Source organism: Sphingopyxis sp. (assembly GCF_035565275.1).
Classification (GTDB): domain Bacteria; phylum Pseudomonadota; class Alphaproteobacteria; order Sphingomonadales; family Sphingomonadaceae; genus Sphingopyxis.
Genome location: NZ_DATMST010000136.1, coordinates 41,490 through 62,923 on the forward strand (window position 1 = coordinate 41,490; position 21,434 = coordinate 62,923).

The 21,434-nt window shown below is 62.6% G+C and carries 19 protein-coding genes and 2 pseudogenes; 13 read left to right on the forward strand and 8 right to left on the reverse strand.

Annotated features, from left to right (window positions below):
* Positions 1–15 precede the first annotated feature (15 nt).
* The 3 genes from VN047_RS09165 (at position 16) to VN047_RS09175 (ending at position 3,248) form a co-directional block, all read left to right on the forward strand.
* Entirely contained in the window at positions 16–1,140 is a 1,125-nt protein-coding gene (locus VN047_RS09165; RefSeq protein WP_325541947.1) for a sensor histidine kinase, read from the forward strand.
* A complete protein-coding gene (locus VN047_RS09170) occupies positions 1,137–2,003 on the forward strand; it encodes a LytTR family DNA-binding domain-containing protein (RefSeq protein ID WP_325541949.1) in 867 nt (288 codons plus the stop codon). Before VN047_RS09165 ends, VN047_RS09170 begins: the two co-directional genes overlap by 4 nt.
* Before the next feature lie 78 nt (positions 2,004–2,081).
* Positions 2,082–3,248 carry a hypothetical protein gene (locus VN047_RS09175; RefSeq protein ID WP_325541950.1) on the forward strand — a complete coding sequence of 389 codons (1,167 nt, stop codon included), beginning with the start codon at positions 2,082–2,084 and terminating at the stop codon, positions 3,246–3,248.
* Here the strand turns inward: VN047_RS09175 and VN047_RS09180 are convergent.
* From VN047_RS09180 to VN047_RS09190, 3 genes are all read right to left on the reverse strand, one after another.
* Complete coding sequence (locus VN047_RS09180; RefSeq protein WP_325541952.1) at positions 3,217–4,245, reverse strand: LamG-like jellyroll fold domain-containing protein; 1,029 nt, start codon at positions 4,243–4,245, stop codon at positions 3,217–3,219. The genes VN047_RS09175 and VN047_RS09180 overlap by 32 nt on opposite strands.
* Positions 4,230–4,904 carry a Rid family hydrolase gene (locus VN047_RS09185; RefSeq protein ID WP_325541954.1) on the reverse strand — a complete coding sequence of 225 codons (675 nt, stop codon included), beginning with the start codon at positions 4,902–4,904 and terminating at the stop codon, positions 4,230–4,232. Before VN047_RS09185 ends, VN047_RS09180 begins: the two co-directional genes overlap by 16 nt.
* A 74-nt stretch (positions 4,905–4,978) precedes the next feature.
* Positions 4,979–7,876, reverse strand: coding sequence for a TonB-dependent receptor domain-containing protein (locus VN047_RS09190; RefSeq protein WP_325541956.1), 2,898 nt, complete (start codon positions 7,874–7,876; stop codon positions 4,979–4,981).
* A 620-nt stretch (positions 7,877–8,496) separates the two neighbouring features.
* On the opposite strand from VN047_RS09190, the gene VN047_RS09195 reads away from it, so the two are divergent.
* Positions 8,497–8,970 (forward strand): hypothetical protein, encoded by a 474-nt coding sequence (locus VN047_RS09195; RefSeq protein ID WP_325541958.1) that lies wholly within the window; start codon positions 8,497–8,499, stop codon positions 8,968–8,970.
* Between the two features lie 80 nt (positions 8,971–9,050).
* Here VN047_RS09195 and VN047_RS09200 read toward each other — a convergent pair whose 3' ends face one another.
* Positions 9,051–9,512 carry a hypothetical protein gene (locus VN047_RS09200; protein WP_325541960.1) on the reverse strand — a complete coding sequence of 154 codons (462 nt, stop codon included), beginning with the start codon at positions 9,510–9,512 and terminating at the stop codon, positions 9,051–9,053.
* On the opposite strand from VN047_RS09200, the gene VN047_RS09205 reads away from it, so the two are divergent.
* The 6 genes and pseudogenes from VN047_RS09205 to VN047_RS09230 form a co-directional block, all read left to right on the forward strand.
* On the forward strand, positions 9,511–9,663 hold the full coding sequence (locus VN047_RS09205; protein WP_325541962.1) for a heme-binding protein: 153 nt from the start codon (positions 9,511–9,513) through the stop codon (positions 9,661–9,663). The two genes, VN047_RS09200 and VN047_RS09205, sit on opposite strands and share 2 nt — an antisense overlap.
* 11 nt (positions 9,664–9,674) lie before the next feature.
* Entirely contained in the window at positions 9,675–10,157 is a 483-nt protein-coding gene (locus tag VN047_RS09210) for a nuclear transport factor 2 family protein (RefSeq protein WP_325541964.1), read from the forward strand.
* A 220-nt stretch (positions 10,158–10,377) separates the two neighbouring features.
* Positions 10,378–10,686 carry a VOC family protein gene (locus VN047_RS09215; RefSeq protein ID WP_325541966.1) on the forward strand — a complete coding sequence of 103 codons (309 nt, stop codon included), beginning with the start codon at positions 10,378–10,380 and terminating at the stop codon, positions 10,684–10,686.
* 126 nt (positions 10,687–10,812) lie between these two features.
* Positions 10,813–13,449: a TonB-dependent receptor plug domain-containing protein gene (locus tag VN047_RS09220; RefSeq protein ID WP_325541968.1), complete on the forward strand. Its 2,637-nt coding sequence runs from the start codon at positions 10,813–10,815 to the stop codon at positions 13,447–13,449.
* Positions 13,450–13,460: 11 nt separating this feature from the next.
* On the forward strand, positions 13,461–14,582 hold the full coding sequence (locus VN047_RS09225; RefSeq protein WP_325541970.1) for a histidinol-phosphate transaminase: 1,122 nt from the start codon (positions 13,461–13,463) through the stop codon (positions 14,580–14,582).
* Positions 14,583–14,865: 283 nt separating this feature from the next.
* Positions 14,866–15,927, forward strand: a pseudogene (locus VN047_RS09230) (alginate export family protein); the annotation flags it as partial.
* Between the two features lie 243 nt (positions 15,928–16,170).
* Here the strand turns inward: VN047_RS09230 and VN047_RS09235 are convergent.
* From VN047_RS09235 to VN047_RS09245, 3 genes and pseudogenes are all read right to left on the reverse strand, one after another.
* Positions 16,171–16,377: pseudogene (locus tag VN047_RS09235) on the reverse strand (hypothetical protein); the annotation flags it as partial.
* A gap of 253 nt (positions 16,378–16,630) precedes the next feature.
* On the reverse strand, positions 16,631–17,689 hold the full coding sequence (locus tag VN047_RS09240; RefSeq protein WP_325541972.1) for an ABC transporter substrate-binding protein: 1,059 nt from the start codon (positions 17,687–17,689) through the stop codon (positions 16,631–16,633).
* An 11-nt stretch (positions 17,690–17,700) separates the two neighbouring features.
* Complete coding sequence (locus tag VN047_RS09245; protein WP_325541974.1) at positions 17,701–17,970, reverse strand: hypothetical protein; 270 nt, start codon at positions 17,968–17,970, stop codon at positions 17,701–17,703.
* Positions 17,971–17,976: 6 nt separating this feature from the next.
* Between VN047_RS09245 and VN047_RS09250 the strand changes: the two genes are divergently transcribed.
* From VN047_RS09250 to VN047_RS09260, 3 genes are all read left to right on the forward strand, one after another.
* Positions 17,977–19,095: a hypothetical protein gene (locus tag VN047_RS09250; protein ID WP_325541975.1), complete on the forward strand. Its 1,119-nt coding sequence runs from the start codon at positions 17,977–17,979 to the stop codon at positions 19,093–19,095.
* A complete protein-coding gene (locus VN047_RS09255; RefSeq protein ID WP_325541976.1) occupies positions 19,092–20,309 on the forward strand; it encodes a DUF4143 domain-containing protein in 1,218 nt (405 codons plus the stop codon). Before VN047_RS09250 ends, VN047_RS09255 begins: the two co-directional genes overlap by 4 nt.
* Positions 20,310–20,537: 228 nt before the next feature.
* Entirely contained in the window at positions 20,538–20,756 is a 219-nt protein-coding gene (locus VN047_RS09260) for a helix-turn-helix transcriptional regulator (protein WP_414712689.1), read from the forward strand.
* A 3-nt stretch (positions 20,757–20,759) separates the two neighbouring features.
* On the opposite strand, the gene VN047_RS09265 is transcribed toward VN047_RS09260, so the two are convergent.
* A complete protein-coding gene (locus VN047_RS09265; protein WP_325541980.1) occupies positions 20,760–20,987 on the reverse strand; it encodes a hypothetical protein in 228 nt (75 codons plus the stop codon).
* Between the last annotated feature and the right edge of the window lie 447 nt (positions 20,988–21,434).

Sequence of the window (21,434 nt, forward strand, 5' to 3'; positions counted from 1 at the left end):
CGGGGACGGAATTTCATGATCCAGTCATTCTCAATGTCGCGGATATCGAGCCGTACGGGGGCGTCTGCATTCCCGTTGGCCGTGTCGATCTGGGTCTCCAGCTATCTCGCGATCGACCTGATCATGTGGATGGGCGGGCGCTCGACGCTGGTCAGCAACATAGTCATCAGCCTGCCAATGATGGCAACGGCGCCTGCACTGACCATAAGTCTGGAGCGCCTGCGCCGTCACGTCGTTCGCCTCGGCATCGGTCCGACCGCAGCGATCCTCGTTCCCGCCGCCATTCTTGCCGCGATGGTGCAGGGCATTGTCGATTATTCCTCGGTCCGCATCGGGGCCGCCCTGCTTTTTCCCGAATGGGCGGATTATGTGCCGACCGAGAATCGCCAATTCGGTTTCGGCATCTATGTCTATGCCCTGCATTTTCTTTGCTGCCTTCTCGCCCTTTCGCTCCTCCACGCGCGGCAATCGGTCGAGATCGCCATCGAGCGTCAGACCGAGGCGGTTTCGGCGCATCGACGCGCGGAAGCCAAGGCGCTGCGCCTCCAGCTCAACCCGCACTTCCTGTTCAACGCGCTCAATTCGATAGCCGCCCTTGTGGCGACCGGAGGAAACCGGGTCGCCGACGCGATGATCTGCCGCCTCAGCGATTTCCTGCGCGCGTCGATCGTCGGGGATCCTGAGAGCGACGTCAGCCTGTCGAGCGAGATTGCGACGGCCGAATCCTATCTCGCGATCGAGCAATTGCGATACGGCAACCGCCTGTCGGCCGCCTTCACGGTCACTCCCGACGCGTGGGACGCCGCCATCCCCGCATTCATCCTCCAGCCGCTGGCCGAAAATGCGGTGAAACACGGCCTCGCCGCCAAGGGCGCAGCGATTCGGCTTACGATCGATGTGCGGCTTACACATGATCTTGTGATCATTGCTGTCACCAACAGGCGTGTTTCCACAGCGCCCGTTTCCGATCGAGTCTTCACGGACGGCATGGGGATTGGCCTGGGCAATGTGCGTGACCGCGTCGCCCTGTTCGGTGCCGATCGCGCAAAGCTGGAAACCGAGTCGTTCCAGGACGGTTTTTGCGCACGATTGACGATCCCCTACAGGCGGTTTCCTGGCGCAGCGGGGGCCGCGCCATGACCGCGCCCTTCACGATGCCGCTCGATATCCTTGCTGTCGACGACGAGCCGCTCGCCCTCGCGCGCCTCGAATTTCTCGTCCACGATATCGCGGACACTCGGCTGGTCGCGTCGAGCACCGATCCCGATGCAGCCGTTGCGCTCGTCGAAGAGCGACGACCCGACATCGTCTTGCTCGACATCGAAATGCCGGGGACCAACGGGATCGATCTGGCGGCGAAGCTGACCCGAATGGACGGATTGCGCCCGTTCGTGATTTTCGTGACCGCCTTCGACCGGCATGCCATTGATGCCTTTCGGGCACAGGCGATCGATTATGTCCTGAAACCGGTAACGCATGCGCGTCTCGAACAGGCCATCGCCCGCGCCAAGACGCTTGTCCATCATCAGCGCATGTCGGGACAGGCACGCGAACTGGAGCGGCGGCTGGGGGAATTGCTCGAGGATCCGGACACAGGGTGCGACGCGCGCGACCGCGAAGAAATCTGGGCGCTGCGGGGAAGCGATTTCGTGCCGCTTCGCGTCGGCGACATCGAACGCGTGGAATCGGAGCGCGACTATGTCCATATCCACAATGCGCAGCGAGCCTATCTGCTGCGCACGACCCTCGGCGCCCTGCACGATCGATTGGGTCACGACCGTTATGTTCGCGTTCGGCGCTCTGCGATCGTTCGGCTCGATCATATCAGTTCGGTCCGAGACCGCGGATATGGCGATATCCAGTTGCTGCTCCGGTCCGGGGCCGCGGTCCAGGTAGGACGCACCTATCTGAAACCCCTTCGCCAGAGACTGAGAGGGAAAGTGCCGGATCGGCAATGCGATCTGCCCGAAGGGCGGGGCAATATGCATTCGTCGTTTGGATGACGCGTTCGTCGCAAGGTCCGTTGCCGTTCGTCGCCCCTCGGTCTTTTCGTGGTCGCCCGATCAGACGATGGATGTTTCATGCTCCTGCCTCTCCGCGCGCTGCTGCTTGCGAGCATCGCCTTGCCCCTGCCCGCCGCCGCGCAATCGGCGCCACCCACACCGAACCAGTCGGCGACGGAATCGCGGCGCGAGGTTGAGAACAGCCGACGGGAATCGCGCGAGAATCTGGAGCGGGGCCTGCGCGGGGAAATCGATCCGCGCGAGGTCCGGCGCGCGCGCGAAGCGGGCGCGACCGGAAGCTCGGTGGTCACGCCTGAGGTCATCGCGCGCTGGCAGGGGCTCGCGCCACAACAGCTGGGCGCCGACCCCGACTTCGTGCGCGCGATGCAGAATGACGACCCCGCAGCGCTCGCGCATTGGGAGGGGGTGCTGATCGAAATGAACCGCGACCTGCGTGCCGACGCGGGGTCGCGCCGGTGGATGGGCGGCCCCGTGCTCGTTCCCGATCACGATACACTCGACATCAATGTCGCGGACCGCAGGCGCCAGCCGCCGCCAGCCCGCAAAACCGTGAAGCGCAAGCTCCCCGAAGAGGAGCGTCAGGACGAAGCGCCTCGCAGGGACCGTAATCCCATGCAGGAACGCGACGCGCTCGAGCGCGACCTGCTTGAGGCCCGCCGCCAATATGACGATGCAATGCGCCGGCGCGACGACGATCCGGGGAATCAGGATCTCGTCCGGATTGTCGAACGCGAAGAGGCGCGGGTTCGTCTTGCCGAAGAACGCTATCAGGCATTTTTGCGCGAGAATGCCCCGAACGAATATCGGGCGCGCCAGCAAGCACTTGAATCGATCGATCGGCGCGCGACAAATCCGCGCCAGCGCGACCGTTCAGAGCTTCCGCGTCGCGCGGAACCCGCCGAGCGGCAAAATACCCCTCCACTTTCCGACTATGACGGCCGCCGCGGAACCAATCCCGATCATCGCCTGCGTGGCACGCCAGAGGGCGGCGACGGGCCGGTCATGCCGGGGCGCGCCGATACGCAGCCTCCCGCCGAGCGGCCGAACAGTCCGCCGTTGCAGGATTATGGCGGCCGCCGGGGCACCAACCCCGATCACCGCCTGCGCGGCACGCCGGAGGGCGATGAAGGGCCGGTCATGCCGGGGCGCGCGAACCAGCAGCCGTCGCCGCAGCGACCGGTAACTCCGGAACTCAAGGATTATCAGCCACCCGCTCCCGGCTAGCGCTGCTGGTCGTCACGCCGCCCCCCTCGCCGGCCCGCCATTCGGGTCGGCTTTCTTTCGACCATGTATCGGGACGGCGGTTCCGGATCGCCATGCGCAGACCCGAACCCAATGTGTCGATCGCGTGATCTCCCCGCCCCTCATCGAAGGTGAACTGGGCCAACAAGCGATGCAGACGCTTTGCCGTTCGTCCGCTCGCCAGTTGCTCGATCTCGACAGGTTCGAGCGCGCGTCCCCAGAATCGAATATCGTCGAGAAGGCCCTTATAATCTTCATACTGCGTGAAAAACTGGCCCCATGCGGTCATTACTTCCGCGCCGAAGCTCCATCCGCCCAGTCCGGGCGGATTCCGGGGATGCGGCAACGCATGCCAGAAACGTCGCATGTCGGTGCGCAAAGCTATGTCGGTTTGTGCGATCCGGCGGCCATCGATCCACAGTTCCAAGGTGGCGCCCGCGGGCTCGCGCCAGCGCCTGATCGCAACAACATGATGCCATTGACCGTCGAGTAGGCTGGGTGTCGCGTCCGCGGGCCAAGCCTGCACAGCATACACCATTCCCGGCGGCATGTTGTCGCCCGAATCCGCGAACATCCACCGCAGGCGCCCGCCGCCATAGAATTGAAGCGAAAATGTCCCTTCGCGCGTATCGCTGGCTCCAAACCCTCGCGGCCGCGTGTGACCGTCCAGCAGCCAGTTGCCGGCATGCCACCATCCAGAGCTCGAATAGGGTTCGGGGTCGGCATCGGACCAGTTGCGCAGCTGGCCATAGGTCCCTCGCAGCGTCGAACCGACGGGGAATGTCGGATCGGGCCTTATCCAGAACTCGAGACTGAATTCGCCCATGCCAAATTCTGCGGGCACCGCGGAAAGATCAAGGAAGGCATAGTCCGTCGGGCGATTTTCCGAGAAGCGGATGGAATGCGCCTGACTCGGATGCGCAAACAAAAGCACCCCTGCGAGGAGGGCGCCCCGCAATAACGTCACGCCGGGGAACATGCGCGGTCTCCAGGAGCCAGATGGGCGACGAGTTCGACTTCAACGATGCCGCCCTCGGCAAGCAGTCCTGTCGTTCCGACCGCCGTCCATGCGGGGTACGGCGGGGCAATAAATTCTCCGAGCACCTCGCTGAATGCAGCGAATTGGGCATCGCGCCCCCCGGAAAAATCCGGACTGTCCCACACATGGAAGCTGGTGACCTTTACGACATCGCCGAATGTGGCGCATCCTGCCGCCAACGTCGTCTCCAGATGAACAAAAGCGCGCCGCACCTGGCTCTTGAACTGTTCGACATCCCGCCCGACGCCGGGTCCGCGACCGATGATCACACCGGATAGATACAGGATGTTCCCGCTTCGCCTCGCCGCAGCGAAGCGATACAGGTCATGCGCGCGCTGCGCACCGGACGTCGGAAGGATCACTTCGCCCCCGGCGACCGGCAGGTAGCGCGGGAACTCGCTTGATGCGCTTGCAGGCGCGGACTCGCCGGCGCCAGCGACCTCGCTATCCCCATGCGTACCGCCAGCATTCGGCGCGGGCCGGGCATCCGCCCTCGCGCCGGCTGTCAGGGCCGCAAGCGCGAAGGTGTAAACGCCCAGGAGGTACCAAGCCGAACGATATTGGCTGCGCATTCTCGAGAGAAATCCGGTGGTTGTCATATATGCCTCGGAATCCAAAAGAAAGGGGGCGGGCACCTGCGAACCCACCCCCTTTCCCGCCTCTGAGCGACCCGTCAGAAGCGGAAGTTGACGCCGACCGTGAAGGCGCGCCCGAACAGGTCGAACGCATCGCCCGTTTCGAGACCCGTCGGCGTGCCGAAGGGAGTACCCGGCAGATACGGCGGCTGTGTGTCGAACACATTGTCGATCCCGAAATAGAAGCTGTACTTCTGGTCGATGTCGTAGCGGACCTGCAGATCGTGCAACCAGTAATCGTCGATCTTGTTCAGCGCGAGAATGTCGGGATTGGTGCTGGTGAAGTTCAGCACATAATCGCCGCCGCTCATGAACTTGGTCTGCCAGCTGAAGGTGAAATCATCGACCGAATAGGCCGCCCGCCCGGTGAAGCGATGGCGCGAGAAAGCCTGGCCGAAGGTGCCGGCAGCATCCTCGACCGGCGCGACCGGGTCGGCCTGGGTCGAGTTTTCGATCAGATAGGTATAATTGGCCGTTATCGACAGACGATCGTCGGGGGCGATGCCCAGTCCGGTCCAGTAGCGCAGGCCGACGTCGATACCGCTGTTCTTGTATCCGGCGACGTTGATCAATTGACCGTCGACCCGCGTCACCCGGCCCGTGTTCGCATTGCGGACGACATTGTCGCAATAAAGCGGCAGGTCCGTCAGCAAGCACTGCTGGATGGCATAGGTGCGGTCGATCGTGTTGATCGCGCGGTCGATGCTGATGTTGTAATAGTCGATGGTCAACGACAGGTTCCGCATCTGGAGCGGCGTGATGACCGCGCCGATCGTGAAGGTCCGCGCCTTTTCTTCCTGCAGATTCAGGTTCCCGCCCTGAAAGCCGTTGATGCCTTGCAGGTCAGCCAGCGTATATTCGAACACGCCGTTCGCCGCGATCGCGGCCTGGATGGCCGGAACCGCGCGGCAGGCGGCCGCATATTGGTTCGATGTCGATGCGGTCACGCCGTTGCAGGGGTCGGTGACCGAGGCAAAGGTTTCCGACGGCTGGCTGAACAATTCGGATGTGTTCGGTGCCCGGTTCGCTTCGGCATAAACGCCGCGCAGGCGCAGGCCCTCGAACGGCTGGAGTTCGGCGCCGGCGTTCCAGCTCAGCACGCTGCCCACGGTGGAATAGTCCGACAGTCGCGCCGCCGCGATAAGGCCGAAATAGTCGACGAAGCTGTCGCGGATCAGCGGGACATTCACTTCGCCGAAGACTTCCTTGACCGTGTAGCTGCCGACAAGGTCCGGGGTCTGGTTACCCGAATTGCCGCCGGTGTTGGTCAGCGTATCCCAATCGCTGACCGACTTTTCCTTGCGATATTCGAAGCCCAGGGCAAAACCGACGTCGCCCGCCCCAAGATCGAACGGCGTGCCGTTGATCGTTGCGGTCGCCACATGCTGCTGATTCGTAATCTCCTGCGATTTGGGAATGACCGCCTGGACATATGCCGCCGCGCGCGGATCTGCCGTATCATAGCCGAAAAGGTTGATTGGAATACAACCCTCCGCGCGGGCGGCGGCGTCGGCGCAAACGATGTCAACGCCCAGTACATTGCCCGGACCAACGCGGATCGCGTTCAGCGCGTTGCGATAACGCCGATTGTCGATATCCTCGCTGGCGTTGTAGTCGTTCATGTAGCCATAGACATAACTAGCTTCATATTTGAACTTCGAACCAAGATCGCCGCGGATGCCAGCAACCGCACGCCATGTGTCGCGACGCACGACATTGCTGCGGTCGAACACGTCGTTCTGGCGGCGACGGAACTGGATCGCGGCGACGTCATTGTCGGGGTCCGCATCGCTGTTCCGCGCCGCGATCGCCGCGGCAACCTCGGCAGGAATGAACGGATTGTCGATCGACATACCGAGATCGTCGACGCCGGTATAGACGTCGGTCCAGTCGAGCGCAAAAGGCTCGAGCCGGCTGTTCGAGCGCACGCGGCCATAGGTCAGCTCGCCAAAGAGCTTCGCACTGTCGGAAATATCGAAATTGGCGATCGCCGAGGCGAGATAACGTTCGACCGGCACCGAGATATAGCGATCGTCGTTGCGGTTATAGCCCGCATCGGCCGGAAAACCCGTCACGACATTATTGCCACGGTCAAAGGTGAACAAGCTGCCGCTCTGATAGGCGTTGTTAGCGAGACCATCGGCGTCGACGAGCTGAAACCGGCCCTGCGACGCATAGCTGCTATAGGAAGCGGGGCCGCAGATCAGGCCCGCGCAATCCTGCGCCGAGCGGGCGCGTTTGTGCGAAAACAGCCCCGCATCGCGATCATAGGTGAAATTGGTCAATATGTTGCCGCGATCGTCCGCGCCAAAGCTCGTGCCGGCGGTGACGCTCGTCATGTAGCGCGCGTTGTCGCCCTTGCCGGTCAGGCCAGCCTGACCGCGAACCGAAACCCCTTCGAACTGATCCTTGAGGATGAAATTCACGACGCCGGCGACGGCGTCCGAACCATAAACGGCCGACGAGCCCCCCGTGACGATCTCGACGCGCTCGATGAAATCGGTCGGTATATTGTTGACGTCGACTGCAGAATCGCCCGGAAGGCCGCCGACAAAGCGACGCCCGTTGACGAGCACCAACGTGCGCGAATCCCCCAACCCGCGCAGGTCGATCGTCGCAACGCCGGTTCCCGAAATCAGAAAGTTGGAATTGGCGCGCGTCAGGCCGATCGCGACCTGCGGCATTTCGTTGAGCGTGTCCTGGATATTCTGCGCGGCGTCATATTGCAGGTCCGTGTTGCTCACGACCGATACGGGGACCGGAGCGTCCACGTCATGGCGCGCGATACGTGACCCTGTGACGACGATGGTGTCGCCCCCCACCGCGCCGTCGTTCACAATTTCCTGCGCCGCCGCCGGTCCCGAAAGCAAAGCCACCCCCATGGCAAGGGACGCGGCGCCGGTGCCCAGCAGGCGCGCGCTAACAGTCTTCTTCATCTCATGTACTCCCTGTTGAAAGTCCATGGCGTCGGAGCGATTTCGCCTCTTCGGCGCGCATGGCTATGGCCCGCGATGCTGCGGACATGCGCGGAGCTTAGGAAAACCCGACGATTGTCAGAGGCTGCAATCGGTGAATGGCGCAGCGCCGCGACGAACGGCGCGCTGCTGTCTGCGCAGGCATATCGTGCCCCCTGCGAAGATCAAAAAGAGCGAGGATGCCCGTTGCGACCGGGTCGCAAACGATCAGGGGAAGCCCGCCCGGGAGGCTTCGCACACTCGGGCGAGCGGCTGCTGTTCACCTCATCGGCAAATCATGAGCGTATCGAGTTATCGTCGCAATGAACCTTACGAGTAACCTCTGCGTCGCTCGTGGCCGCTTGGAGACGGTCGGCTTTTAGCGAAGGATTTGCCAAAGCGGACGTGCAATCGATAGCCACGTCGGCGCAGCAGCCAATACCGATTTATGCTTGTGAATACAGGGTGTTCAATGAGATAGGTGTAGTATGCGGCCCGTTTTCATTGCTCTATGGCTTTCGGTTGCAATAGCTATTCCATCGCAAGCCGCTGCGGACAATTGTGAACCACAGCCCTTGGGACCAGCGATTGAGGCTGCCGGCTTGGCGCCCAGCAAAGGCTTCGACAACGTCGTAACCTTCGGCGCGACACCGTCGCTCGAATATCCAGGCCGAGCATGGGTGATCCGGCTGTACCAGGATCGCCACGCGCAGCCGGCGACATTAACCGTCGTCCGTTTGCTTCGCCGCAGCGACTGCAATTTGTATCTCGTCGAGGCACGGTGGGAGATACCGATCCGCGCGGATGAATATGAAGCTGTCGCGACTCAAATCGCTCCCGTTCTTGCCCCAACGGCAGATGTGCTTTCCGGGCAAGACACTGCGCGCGGGCGAGGAATCAGCGTCGACGGCACCAGCTTCGACTTGCGGGTCGAAACCACTGGCTGGCAAATCCGAAGGTTTTTGACGAGCGCCGATCCTGAGGGGCAAACATTGTCCAAGCTGTTCCATAGAATTTTAGCGTCCGCCGTTCCGGAGCCGGAACGCCCGGGAGAGTATTGGACAGCAAGGCGGTAAATCACTTTGCTCGCCGTTTGAAGCCAGTCCGCTTTCAGGCCCAAATCGGGGAAAGCGGACCACCGATTCGGTATTCGTCGTCAGCCCAGAAGCGCCGCCCGGCTTTCCCGGAGAAACTCCCGCACTGACCGCGGTTCCCGACCGGTAAGTTCGCGCACAACATCGGTGACAGTGCCATGGAAACCAAGAGCCGTCGCTTCATCGAACCGTGCCATCATAGCGGCTAGCGAAGGCGGCAAACCTGTGGCCGTCAGCGCCGATTTGAGATCATCCTTGCTGATGGAGATATGGTCGATCTGCTTTCCCGTAATCTCCGCGACCAGGGCCAAAACCTCGGACGTCGGCACAGCGGCCGGACCGGTCACTTCATAAATTCGATTGGTTCGGTCGCTCGATGCGAGCACTGCGGCGTCTGCACGGGCGCAGTCGTCCCGCGATACGGAATGTCGACCCTTGTCCTCGGTCGCCGTAGCCAACTGCCCGGAGGCAATTCCTTGGGGCAACGAATAGAGCAGCAGTTCCTGGTACAGGGCGTGCCGCATGAAGGTCCATGTCATCCCGCTCGCTGCAATCGCTTGCGGCGTGCCGGTGAAGGACGCGGAAGGCCGGCTGATCGGCGCGGTCGGTGTGTCGGGCGGCATGGTCGACCAGGATTTTGAAGTGGCCAGCGCCGCTGTCGCGGCTTTGAACTGAGGAGAGAGACGATGAAACACTTGATCAAGACCATCGGCTTCGCGATTGCCGCACTGGCCCTGACGACCAAGGCTTCGGCGAACGAAGCCGAAACCAACCGCGCTACGATCGCCAAGGCGATGGATGCCTGGGCGGCCGGGACCGGCGGGCCTTACGATCTGCTCGCCGACGATGCGGTATGGACGATCTCGGGCAACTCGCTCGCGAGCAGGACCTATCCCTCAAAGGAAGCATTCATGAGCGAGGTCATCCGTCCGTTCAATGCACGGATGAGCGCACGGCTGATCCCCAGCGTGCACAAGATCTATGCCGACGGCGACACGGTGATCGCGCATTTCGACGCCAAGGGCACGGCGCGCGACGGCAAGCCCTATGTCAACAGCTATGCATGGATCCTGACGCTGAAGGACGGGCGGATCGTGCGGGCCCACGCTTTCTTCGACGCACATGCGTTCGACGATTTCTGGACGCGCGTGATACCGATTGCTGAATGAGCCTTTGCGAAGCTGTAGGCGGTATCGCTCACCGCCCACAGTTTCGCGATTGGCCGCTAGCGGACGGGCGGCTTTTGGGGCCGAAAATCGAGAAGCGGACATCGGCGATCGCCTTTCCGCGATCACGTCAATCGACCGATCCCGGGCAAGCTATCTAATGGAATGGCGGAGCAATCCTGCGCAGTATGAGTCCGAATATTATCGATTTTGTCGAACCTAATTGTCGAAATTATTCGGCTATCAGTGCGACGACAGCGACGGCTCGGTCAGAGTGGCGGGCTATGGCAATGCGCGGCCGCGCTTCTGGATTGCCGAACATGATCCAACGCACGGCAAACTGCACGTTGCGCTGGAAGGGGCCAGCGAGGCTGTCGACAAATTCCATGCCGACGCGCTGGCTGCCGGCGGCTCCGACAATGGCGCACCGGGCTACAGGCCGCATTATCATCCCGGCTATTTCGCTGCGTTCGTGCGCGATCCTGACGGCCGCAATATCGAGGTGGTCTTTCACGACCCTTCAAAGCGTTAAGCTGCCCCAGAAGGCGCGCTGGCGACGCAACGTTCGCCTCCGCCATTATCCCTGCCCATAGAAAAACTATGTTTGTCTATTAATTTGGTTGAGTAACGTGGGCGTCAGGCAACAGGAGAAACCGCCATGACCTTCCAGCTCTCCCCCAAAACAGCACTTCTGCTCTCGATCGCGCTCCTTCCCTTTCCGGCGCACGCCCAAACGGCCGATGCAAATAGCGACGCTTCGGATATTGTAGTGACGGGCACGCGCGTATCGGAGCGTACCGCGACCACCTCGCCGGTGCCGATCGACGTGCTCAGGGGCGACGAAATTCGCGCCTCGGGCTATCAGGAAACCACCGAGATCCTCCGCCAGCTCGCGCCGAGCTTCGCCTTCGCGACACCGACGACCCCCGACGGCAACACGCATATTCACAATGCGACGCTGCGCGGTCTCTCGCCCGATGCGACACTCGTCCTCGTCAACGGCCGGCGCCTGCATACTGCCGCCTGGGTCAATACCGGCGGCACGATCGGCAAGGGCTCGACCCCGACCGACCTCAACCAGATTCCCGCCGCCGCGATCGGCCGTGTCGAAATCCTCCGCGATGGTGCCTCGGCACAATATGGCTCGGATGCGATCGCGGGCGTGATCAACATCCTGCTTCGCCAGGACACGGCGTTTCACGGATCGGCGAGCGCTGGCACGACGTATGACGGCGGCGGCGACACATACGAGGTTTCGCTAGGCGGCGGGATCAAGCTGGGCGACGACGGCTTCATCAACGCGACCGGCTATTACCGTGACCACAAGGCTGCGAACCGCGCGCTTCCCGACACGCGTCAATTCTATTTCGGCATCTCGCCGACCGGCACGCTGCAACCGCTGTCGGCGAGATATGGCGCCGGCCTTGGCCTGAATCCGCCCGGCGGCGTGGCCGGCACGCGGCTCGATCCGCGCGAAGCGACCGTCGATCGCAACGTCTGGCGTTTCGCCGACCAGGGCGACCTCAAGGATGCCAGTGTCATCGTCAATCTCGAGAAGCCGCTGGGCGACAGCATCGAGCTTTATGGTTTCGGCGGCTACCGGGTCAGCAAGGCGCATTCCAATGCCTCGTTCCGCCGCGCCGGACAGGACGAAAATGTCCGCGCCATTTATCCCGACGGTTTCCTCCCCTTCATCGACACCAAGAGTATCGATTATTCGGGCGCGCTGGGCTTGCGCGGCGATCTCGGCAGCTGGGCCTGGGACCTGTCGAGCGTCTATGGCGGGAACAGCATCGCCTACCGTCCGAACAACACGCTCAATGCGACGCTCGGCGCGAGTTCACCGACGAGTTTCTACGCCGGCAAGTTTGCAAACGCCCAGTGGACAACCAACCTGACCTTGTCGCATGACTTCGAGGTCGGCCTTGCCAATCCGATCGGCTTTGCGATCGGCACCGAGTATCGCAAGGACTATTACAAGATCACCCCAGGCGAGCCCGACAGCTACGCTTTCGGCCCGGCGCGTATCCTCGACGGCCCGAGCGCGGGCGGCGTGCCGACGATCGGTTCGCAAGGCTTCGCGGGCATCCAGCCCGCCGACGCGATCGACACGAACCGCGACACGATCGGCGCTTTCGCCGAACTCGACGCCGAGCCGATCGATGGTTGGAACATCAACCTCGCGGGGCGCTATGAGGATTACAGCGATTTCGGCGACACATGGAACGGCCAGGCGTCGACTCGCATTGCCCTCCCCGCGGGTTTTGCACTGCGCGGTTCGGTGAGCACCGGCTTCCACGCCCCGTCGCTGGCGCAGCAATATTTCAGCTCGACGAGTTCACGGACCATCGTCAACAATAACACCGGTTTTCCGGAATTCGTGCTCGTGCGCACCGCGCCCGTCGGATCGTCGCTGGCGCAGGCACTGGGGGCGCAGGATCTCAAGCCTGAGAAGGCCGTATCCTATGGCGGCGGCCTGACCTTCGCGAGCGGCAAGCTCTCAGCGTCGATCGACTACTATCATATCGACATCGACGACCAGATCGTCTTGTCGTCGAACTTCGTCGATGCTGCGGGCCGCCGGACGCTGCGCGATTATCTCGCCGCGCTCGGTATCCCGGGCGTGACCTCGGTGCGTTATTTCACCAACGCCGTCGATACGCGCACGCAGGGCGTCGACGTCACCGCAGCCTATGCCGTCGATCTCGGCAACGCGGGCGAACTGAAGTTGACCGCAGCCTACAACTATAACGATGTGAAGATCCGGCGCCTCTCGGCGACACCGGGCCAGATCACTGCGCTCGGCATCACGACGCCGATCTTCGACATCAACGAACAGACCCGGCTCGAACATGGCCAGCCGCGCGACAAGGTGGCGATCGGAGCGAACTGGAAGATCGGGCCGATCACCTTCGATGTGCGCGGCACGCGCTACGGCCGCGTCGAGCAGGTCGCGCTCACCAATCAGACGCCGGCAAATATCGCGCTGATCGCAGCGCAGTCGACGCCCTACCGCACGATCCCGACCGCGTCCGGCGCCGCCGGCAATGTCGATGTCATTCAGCAGCTCAAGCCCAAATGGATCACCGATTTCAGCTTCACCGGCGAGGTGACGCCAAACGTCACCGCAACCTTCGGCGCGAACAATATCTTCAACATCTATCCGACGAAGAACATCGCCTCGACCCCTGCGCTGACCGGCGCCGATACGTTCGGAGTCTTCCCCTACAGCGAATTCTCGCCTTTCGGCTTCAGCGGCGCCTTCTATTATGCCCGCCTTGGGTTCAATTTCTGATGGTGGGAGCGATGATCGGCGAAGGACAAGGCGGCTTCACGCGCCGCGACTGGCTGGCGGCATCCGGCATGGTCGCGGCGGCCGTGGCCGTGCCAGGGACCTGCAGCGCCAAGGCTACGGCGGCAGCACCCATCCGGCTCAATCTCAACGAAAGCGCCTTCGGACCCTCACCAAAGGTCGCGAAGGCGATCGAGGCCACGCTCGGCAATATCGCGCGCTACGTCGATCAGACCGAAGTTGATGCGCTCGCCGGGCAAATCGCCCGGATCGAGGGTGTCGCACCCGAACAGGTGGTGATCGGCGAAGTCCTCGAACCGCTCGGCCTCTATCTCGCGCGCCAACGCCCCGGCGGCGGCAATGTCGTCTATTCGGCGCCCGGCTACACTGCGCTCGTCGATGCGGCGGCGCCGCTCGGCGGCGTCGGAAAGCCGGTGCCGCTCAATGCACGGCTCGAGAACGACCTCCCTGCCCTGCTCGCCGCGATCGACGAACGCACGCTTGCCGTCAATCTGGTCAACCCGCACAACCCGTCCGGAACGGTCAATGATGCGGTAAGCTTCGATCGATTTCTCGTCGAATCGGCGAAGCGAACCCTCGTCGTCGTCGACGAGGCATATCTCGAATATGACGATCTCGCCGCCCGCAGCGCGATCCGCCAGCTGAGGGCCGGCGCCAATGTGCTGGTGTTCCGTACCCTCGCCAAAGCCTATGGCCTAGCCGGACTGTCGATCGGCTATGCTGTGGCTCCGGCCGAGCTCGCAAAAGGCCTGCGAGACGCCGGCATCGGCGCACCGCATAGCCTCAGCCGCATCAATCTCGGGGCCGCATCCGCGGCGCTGACCGACCAGGCTTATATTGCGCGCGTACGCGACTGGACGCATGCAGGTCGTCGGCGGCTCGAACAAGCCATCGACGCCCTCGGCTTCGAACGCACCGATAGCCGCGCCAACTTCGTCTATTTCCGCACCCCGGCGGCCGACGCGCTCCGCGCTGAGGCTGCCAAGCGCGATATCCGCATCGGACGCGCTTTCGCGCCACTGGGCGACTGGGTGCGCATCACCGTCGGAACGCCGAAAGAGGTCGACGCTGCAATCGGGCTGATCCGCGAGACCCCGCATGTCACAGCGGGCTGAGGTGGCGGAATTTTCCACATTGCCGGCGCGAAATCGAATTCGCGAAGCGATCGCTGCGACCTCCTCCGGGCTGGCACCTTGGGGCGTCCTTGCCCTCCTCTTGCTTCTTGGCTGTATCGGCGGTTGACGCCCGGCAAGCCGTCGTCCTGCGCGCAGAGCTTGCCAAGATGATCTCCGGAGAATATCGAATGATCACCGGGGCGAAGCAACCTCCCGGACAAGCGCGGCGTGCGCTCAAGCGTTGCCTTTTGATCCCCGCCCGCGCGGGGATGAGGAGGTTTGTTTGAAGCGCTTTTATTTCCCGGTCCTGCTGCTCGTCTCCACCCCTGCCTATGCCGAAGACGGTCTGACGCTGAGCGCAAACACACGCCTGCGGTACGAGACGATCGAAGACCAGCCCCGCACCGGCTTCAACGAGTCAGACGATCTCTTCAATATGCGCACGATCGTCACCGGCGAATTTCGCACCGGACGGCTGAGATTCGGCGCCGAGCTCTACGACAGCCGCGTCTATGGAGGCGACGCGGGGACGCCGATCACGACCGGAGAGGTCAACACGCTAGAACTGGTGCAGGCCTATGTCGGCTACGACGTGCCGAACGCCTTCGGACCGGGTACGAAGCTCGGCCTGCAGGCCGGCCGCTTCACCCTCAATCTCGGATCGCGCCGCCTCGTCGCCGCCGACGATTATCGCAACACGACCAACGGCTATACGGGCCTGCGCGCCGATCTCGGCCTGCCGGACGATCTGACCGCGACACTGATCTACGCGTCGCCGCAGGTCCGGCTTCCCGACAAGCGACCCGAGATCGTAGATAATCGAGTCAAATTCGACCGTGAGAGTTTCGACCTTGTTCTGTGGGGCGGCCTCCTCAGCAAGAAACTCGCGAGCAAGCGCGACGCCATCGAACTGTCCTACTATCATCTCGGCGAACGCGATGCGCCAAGACTTGCGACGCGGGACCGCTCGCTGAATACGGTCGGCCTGCGCGTTTATCGTGATCCTGCCGCTGGCCGAACCGACTTCGAGAGCGAAACGATCTACCAGTCGGGATCGGTCAGTGCCTCGCTATCGCCAACGGCGGCGAGGATCGACGTCTCCGCTTGGTTTACCCATCTCGAGACAGGCTACACCCTCCGGCATCCCTGGTCGCCTCGCATCGCGATCGAGCTGGACTATGCAAGCGGCGACGGTCGCGGCGGAAAGTTCGGCCGTTTCGATACGCTGTTCGGGATGAGACGAGCGGACCTCGCGCCTGCCGGCCTCTACAACGCCGTCGGCCGCGCCAATCTCGTCGCCACCGGTATTCGGCTCGAGGCGACACCATCCAAGCGCATCGATGCCTTTGCCGCTTACCGTCCGCTCTGGCTCGCCTCGCGCTTCGACAGCTTTTCGACGACCGGCGTGCGCGATCCGGTGCGCCGAACGGATCGTCTCCAGCCGGTGCGCAATGACGAGCGTCGTGCGCCCTTCGCTCAGCACCCGAAATGCCTGCTGTATGCGACGCTCGGTACTCACGTCGATCGCCGACGTCGCCTCGTCGAGTACCAGCACCGAAGGGTCCGCAAGATAGGCACGGACCAGACAGACGAGCTGGCGCTGCCCCTGGCTGAGCTGGCGGCCGAGCGGCCCGACCTGCGTCGCATAGCCATGGGCAAGCGATTGCAGGACATCGTGCGCGCCGACAAGGTGGTGAGCAGTTCCTGCCCGATCGCGAGCGAGAGCAGTCCCGCGCCATATTGCACGCCGCTTCGCGCGAGCGCGAGGCCGATGAGCAGCGCCCCCCAGAACCAGGCGCGGTCATAGTCGAGTGCCCCGCCGGGACCAACAGCGACCAGCGTCCCGTGCTGCGCTTCCTGTATCGCATGCCCAAGCAGCACCTGCTGCGCGACGAGCGCGATATTGACCGCAGCCAGCAGGACGGCGGTCAAGGCAAAGCGTCCGGGGATCTCGCCATAGATAGCGAGGCAGCGCAGCAACGGGCTGCGCCGAAGGAACGCGCTTGCAGGCTTGGCCCCCGCTGCCATGCAAGCGCGCGCCGGTCCGCTCAGACGGCGATGGGCAAGGCGCGCGCCGCATCGAGCGGCCGCACGTCGATCCACTGACGCACGTCGAAGCTTTCGGGAATGAAGTTCCAGCGATGCAGGAAGTCGGTAAAATGCTGGATGCCGGCGATCGACTGTTCGGAAAGGTCGGTCTTCAGCCGCTTCTGTGCGTCTTCACCGTAGGCGATGCTGACCCAATATTCGCTGCTGTTGGTCTCGCGCGCGAGATAACGGCGAACCTCCGAAGGATGCGCCTGCGCCCAGGCTTCGGCGCGAAGCACCTGCTCGACGACCGTAACCGCGGCGTCGAAATGATTGTCGATAAGATGCCCGTCGACCGCGAGCGTCCGCGGGGTACCGTTGTTCGCCCGCACGAGCGGGTCGGGATGGATGCCGGTGTCGATAACTGTCGTCAGCCCGAACTGGTGCGCGATCTGTGCACCCGACGCGCCTTTGAGGAAGATCGCATCGACCTCGCCGCGCAGCAACGCGATGAGTTCAAGATTATTGGCGCGCGCCCGTGTCGTGCTGCGGCCGTTCCAGGCGAGCGTGCCGCCGACATTCTCCGCCTGCCCGTCGCTGTAATGCGTGTCGATATCCTGGTCGACGATCTCGACATCGGACACTTCGAGCCCCTCGAGCCGCAGCGCGTTTTCGAGACCGCGAAGGGCCTGAGCACGCGTGAAGTCGATCTCGACATTTTTCCAGTTGGGCAGACCGAAGCGCCGGCCCTTCAGATCGCGAACCGAGGCGATGCCCGATTCGGGGCTCGCGAGGATCAGCTGGGTTTCATCGGCCCAGGACAAGCCGATGACACGCGTGTCACGGCCGCGCGCCTTTGCGCTGATCGCGGGAATATTGCCGCCATGGCGAACCGAATTCTGTACCGTGTGCGAGAAATGCGATTCCCGCTTCGCAAAATCATTCGATTCGAGCAGCGACGAGAGGCTCGTCCCCTGCTCGGTGAAAGCCTGCTCTAGCCATCCTTGCTGCAGTGCGATGCCGAGCCCGGTCGGGACCGGGCAGCGCGTATACCAGAGCGTGTCGAGTTTCTGGCTCATGGAATATCTCCTTAGTTGGCGGGTTCGAGGGCGGGCGCGACCTCGCTTGTCGCGCGGGCATTTGGGTTTTCAGGGCGCGGCAGGTTCAGATGTTCGCGCAGCGTCGCCCCTTCATATTCGGTCCGGAACAGGCCGCGGCGCTGGAGCTCGGGCACCACGAGATCGACGAAATCCTCGAGCGAGCTCGGGAGTAGCGGCGGGATCAGGTTGAACCCATCTGCGGCATCGCGCTCGAACCAGTCCTGAATCTGATCGGCGATGTCAGTCGGCGTGCCGAGCACGACGCGGTGACCGCGAACCGCGTTGAAGCGCAGGAAGAGCTGGCGGATGGTCAGATTCTCGCGCCGCGCGAGCGCGGTGAGCTGGCGCCAGCGGCCCTTGCCGTTCTCGGGCTCGGGCAGATCGGGGAAGCCCGCACGCGGCGGTGGAACGCCGTCGCCTTCCTCACCGATTTCGACAATGACAGGGAACGGCTGTCAGCCCTCGCAGCAACGGACCCGGAGATCCTTTGGGACATCCGCGACCGGCTCGGCGGACGCGAGGACAAGCGACGCTCGCTCACGGTCGCCCAGCTGCTTTGGGTCATATCTACGTTCCGCGGCGTGTGGCCGCTTGCCTATCATCGGACGGGGGTGTCTAGCGGCAATCGCAACAAGTGGGACGCAACCGACTTCATCGTCCGCATGATGAACCAGCTCGGTGAGACTGTGTCGGACGAAGCGATCGATGCCCTGCGCGGCCTTTGCGACGCCCCGGAGGACAGCTATACGGCGAAGCTGCGCGAAGTGGCGGGGAACCAACGGCGCAAGAAGGTCGAACAGGATTACCGGCCGCCCGCCCTCGGCGAGGTCGCGGCTGCGATCGCGGATGAAGCCCCGCACTCCGCCAGCCAGCTGGCGGCCGTACTTCTCGAGGAGTTGAGAGATGTCCAGAAGGAGCTTCGCGGCTCGGACATCGACTGGTACGCCGATTTCTACTCTAACGGGCTACCGCGCGGCGAGGAAGACTGCCGCGACAGCCTCTTGAAGATGATGCGGCCGCTGCCCTTCGGCATCCAGGCGCTTCCTGAATTACATCTCGCAGACGACAAGAGATGCGACATCAGCTGCCTGCTCGGCAAGCTGATGGTTCCCATCGAAATCAAGGGTCAGTGGAACCGCGAGATTTGGACCGCTGCCGACAGGCAGCTGGGCCGCCTCTATGTCAACGACAGCCGCGCCGAGATCGGAATCTACCTGATACTTTGGTTCGGGCCTGTGCCAGGCAAAGCCATTCCGAGACGCGGCGATGAGCCGGCACCGACGACGCCGGAGGCGCTGGAAGATGCCCTGCGCCAAACCAGCCGCGCCGTCGCCGATGGCCGTGCCCATGTCGTCATTCTCGACCTGACGCGCCCGGCGGCATGACGCGCGCCGGGATAGCCGATCTCCTCGACGATGCGGTAGCGACGCGGCGAATCGTTGCGCTTGCCGGTTTGCCGCGCGTTGGCCGCACACTTGCACTCCGGCGCTGGGCGACGACCAACGGCGGAGTCGTCGTATCGCATGTCCGCGACGGCACGGGCGGGCTGATCGTCGTCGATCATGTCGATGAGGCGGGCACGACCGACATTATCGAGAGATATCGTGCCGACGATGTCGCCGAGTGCGATACCCGATATGTCATCGCGCCAACGAACCTGAACGCGCTGCACAAGCTAACCTCGGAATTGACCGGCGCCGTCGCAACTATCACCATGCCGCCGGTTTCGCTTCCCGATTATATCGCTGAGCGCATGCCGGAAATCGCGCCGAGTGGGCCTATTGACGACATGGCGGCGGCACCCGAGCCTACGAACCGCTCGCAGATCGATCTCGACGAGCATTGGCTGAGGGGCGGCCTACCCGAGAGCCATGATATCGGACCGCCGCATACCAGCCTCGCGTGGCGCCGCGGACTCATAGAGGATATGATCCGGCGCGATTATGGCCGGTTCGGGATCGCCCCGGGAGCCCGGATCGAGGACGTGCTACAAACACTCGCCAACCAAAATGGCGGTGAGTTCAACCGCACCAAGATCAGCTGGATGAAGGGCCAGGAAGTGAACTCAGTCCTGCACGTCCTCGACCGTCTCGGACTCACACGAACGCTCGAAAATTTCCCAGCTCGCAGCAGCTCGAGCATCGGCAAAATGCAGAAAATCTATATCCGCGACAGCGGCCTTCTCCACGCCTTACTCGGGATCGAGACCGTGGAGCAGCTTCGCCAGCATTCGAGCATCGGCGAGTGCTGGGAGGGATATGCGATCGAGGAGTTGATCGGCGCGGCCGGTCCTGGCGCCACCCCGCAGTTTTTCAGGTCCGACGATGGCAACGAAATCGACCTGTTCTTAACCTTTGCGCGTTCCGGACAGAGCATCGCCATTGAATGCAAGACGAACCCCGATGCCGATCCGCGGCCGGGCTTCTGGAAAGCCACGGACCATCTAAAGCCCGACGACCAGTTCATCGTTCACTCGGGCACGGTGTCGCGGACCAGCGGCAGCCTTCCTCGCCTTCCGCTGACCGATGCAGTGCAGCGGGTTATGGCGAGGGCGCGTGCCAACCATGGCGAGCGATCCCGCACTAAAGCCACGCGCTAGCCCGGTTCCGACTTCACCTTTCAGGTGTCGCAAATCGCATCGTACAGACCGGGAGAAGGCGCGAAGTGGTGGCGATAAGCGTGGCGATCAAACGACCGCTTTCAGGCAGACGCCAGTCAAGGCAGAAACGGCCGATATCGGGCGCAAAACCGCCATCGGAATACGTCGCGATCGCACGTGAGTTGGGTCAGGCGCGCCAATCCGGCGCTTGTCTGAAGGATGCTTACGATGACTTCGAAAACCCCACCATTCCGATATTTGCGTACTTCCGAGGCTGCGCGTTTCCTTAGCCTCTCGCCGCGAACGATGGAAAAGCACCGACTTTACGGCACCGGGCCGCAGTATCGAAAGCTTGGAGGCCGCGTGGGGTATTGCATTCCGGATCTGCAAGAATGGGCGGATCAGGATATCCGCACCTGCTCGTCCGATCCCGGGTCTGACCGATAACATCTACTTCCCGTGAGCATGGTCACCATGCTCACGGCTCGCGCCTTCGGCCAAGAGGTCGTCCAATATGTCAACAAAGCATATTTCGAGAATGTCGAGAAGCTGAGCGTCGATCGGCATGATGTCCGGAAGGTCGTCAACAACGGTCCATTCCTTGGCATCCCGCCGTCTGCGCGCCGTGCTATAATAGTCGAGCAGGTCATATTCCGTCACGGCGATGTCGGTCCGCACAGCACGTCCATCAATGATCTGAAATTTCCGCTCCATGGCATTAGGATAGAAAGCGCGGCGGCATTGTTGACTGAGGGATTGGGACCAATGAGAGAGATGAAGAGCATAGGGGCGTAGGGAAGCGACGTCTTCGAAAACGGGTAGCCCTCATTCGGGGTAAAAATCGGACGGTTTGTCATTCTCTGTCATTGGCGAGAGGCTCGTTTCCTCTACCCTGCTACCTTCGGCAGCAGCTCTGTAAACACCATAGCCAACTCGAATAAGAAGCCGTTCCCTGCACATCATGGGAGGATATTGCCGGGGAACGCCGACGGCCTCCAAATCTTTGGTCCGGACGGTTCCATTCCGTTTGGCCAGTTCAACTGCACGCTCCCGCAATGATAATCGGGGTTGCGGTTCCGGGTACTTAGGGCTCTCCAAAGCAACCTTCGCTGGATTACGCCTATG

Coding starts and splice junctions, on each gene's coding strand:
- VN047_RS09165 (WP_325541947.1), top strand. CDS start 16: ATGATCCAGTCATTCTCAATGTCGCGGATATCGAGCCGTACGGGGGCG.
- VN047_RS09170 (WP_325541949.1), top strand. CDS start 1,137: ATGACCGCGCCCTTCACGATGCCGCTCGATATCCTTGCTGTCGACGAC.
- VN047_RS09175 (WP_325541950.1), top strand. CDS start 2,082: ATGCTCCTGCCTCTCCGCGCGCTGCTGCTTGCGAGCATCGCCTTGCCC.
- VN047_RS09180 (WP_325541952.1), bottom strand. CDS start 4,245: ATGTTCCCCGGCGTGACGTTATTGCGGGGCGCCCTCCTCGCAGGGGTG.
- VN047_RS09185 (WP_325541954.1), bottom strand. CDS start 4,904: ATGACAACCACCGGATTTCTCTCGAGAATGCGCAGCCAATATCGTTCG.
- VN047_RS09190 (WP_325541956.1), bottom strand. CDS start 7,876: ATGAAGAAGACTGTTAGCGCGCGCCTGCTGGGCACCGGCGCCGCGTCC.
- VN047_RS09205 (WP_325541962.1), top strand. CDS start 9,511: ATGAAGGTCCATGTCATCCCGCTCGCTGCAATCGCTTGCGGCGTGCCG.
- VN047_RS09200 (WP_325541960.1), bottom strand. CDS start 9,512: ATGCGGCACGCCCTGTACCAGGAACTGCTGCTCTATTCGTTGCCCCAA.
- VN047_RS09210 (WP_325541964.1), top strand. CDS start 9,675: ATGAAACACTTGATCAAGACCATCGGCTTCGCGATTGCCGCACTGGCC.
- VN047_RS09220 (WP_325541968.1), top strand. CDS start 10,813: ATGACCTTCCAGCTCTCCCCCAAAACAGCACTTCTGCTCTCGATCGCG.
- VN047_RS09225 (WP_325541970.1), top strand. CDS start 13,461: ATGATCGGCGAAGGACAAGGCGGCTTCACGCGCCGCGACTGGCTGGCG.
- VN047_RS09240 (WP_325541972.1), bottom strand. CDS start 17,689: ATGAGCCAGAAACTCGACACGCTCTGGTATACGCGCTGCCCGGTCCCG.
- VN047_RS09255 (WP_325541976.1), top strand. CDS start 19,092: ATGACGCGCGCCGGGATAGCCGATCTCCTCGACGATGCGGTAGCGACG.
- VN047_RS09260 (WP_414712689.1), top strand. CDS start 20,538: ATGACTTCGAAAACCCCACCATTCCGATATTTGCGTACTTCCGAGGCT.